General features: G+C 40.4%; 2 protein-coding genes. Both read right to left on the reverse strand.

What is annotated here, in order from left to right:
• Positions 1-178 precede the first annotated feature (178 nt).
• Positions 179-619, reverse strand: coding sequence for a threonyl-tRNA synthetase editing domain-containing protein (locus tag OQ5_RS0101800; protein WP_016775851.1), 441 nt, complete (start codon positions 617-619; stop codon positions 179-181).
• 371 nt (positions 620-990) lie between these two features.
• Positions 991-1,301 (reverse strand): cyclodeaminase/cyclohydrolase family protein (locus OQ5_RS19955; RefSeq protein WP_044107294.1); only part of this gene is annotated, 311 nt, incomplete at its 5' end.

Below are 1,301 nucleotides of genomic sequence, written 5' to 3' on the forward strand. Positions count from 1 at the left end.
TATGCTTTTTATACCGCACTCAATTATATTATCTACAATCAAACAGCCTGACAATCCAACAACACTAACAATCTGACATATAACATCAAACAACCCCAACAACCATAACAACTTAACAACCCCTAACATCTCTAACAATCTAACAACCCTAACCTGGACAAGCCAGAACCAAACAAATTTACAAATCTCCCCAAACTCTTGCCATGGAAAAACCTGGCGCCTCCATGTTCAGATCGAGGAAAAAACCAAATGGGGTTTGCGAGGGGTCATAATTTCCGTTTTTGAGCCTTTCCTCCACAGCATTGAAAAGCTCAGCCGTAAATTTTAATGATGCTTTGGAGGCTGATAAATGGGCAAAAGAATGAAGCAAAATGGATGATGTATTATTCTTTCGTGCTACCCATTTCAGATGGTTGGCCAGTTTCTTTTCACGACTTTTCAATCCTTTTTCTTCATCTTCTGCCTCTGCCTGGATAAATGCTGTGATACAATTTGTATGTTCTCCTTCATGAACTATTTCTTTGTCCCCGGGATAAAACAGGGCAATTTCCTCATCAGAAAGGTTTTGTTCTGCAGTTTTGTAAGCAAATTTTTTGGTGTAAAAAACAAGTACTTTCATCGAATAAAATTTATTTATTTAGTGTCTGTCCATAAAGTGCCATTTACTGTGTTACGCTCGTTCGAAAATTACTCATTTACGATGGGTAAACTCCGTATTTTCGGACTTCGCAAGCCTTGTAAATGACACTTTCTGAATAGACACATGATAAGTAGGAAACTTTTCCTACTTTATAGACAGGCACTATTTAGTGTCTGTCCATAAAGCACCATTTGCTGCCTTACGCTCGCCGTCGAAATACTCATTTACGAGTATTAAACTGCGTTTTTGGCGGCTTCACAAACCTTGCAACTGGAACTTTCTGAACAGCCACACATATTGTAAAAACTTTTGCGAGTTTAGTCGCATCAAAGATGCGACAGTAATTCGTGTCATTTTATTTTTTGATTGACAATTTTCAATATTTCTTCCTCTTCAACAGCCGACTTTTCTTCTATTTTTTTGCCATCATTGATCAACTGGCTGGCGAGCTCTCTATTGGTCAGTCCGGCCGCATTGATACGCACATTCAACATGGCTCCGCGAATAGATGCCCGCGCATTAAGAGCTCCTACGCCTGCATCACTCACCGAATTGGGATTGCCGTTTTCAGCCATTTTTCGCAGAAGGTCGAAACTCCTGAAAGCTGTTTTCATAACCCGGAGGGGTACTCTTGCCGCATCTTCGGTGGCTTCCTGAATGG

Source organism: Anaerophaga thermohalophila str. Valhall (assembly GCF_000250735.1).
Taxonomy (GTDB): Bacteria; Bacteroidota; Bacteroidia; order Bacteroidales; family Marinilabiliaceae; genus Anaerophaga; species Anaerophaga thermohalophila_A.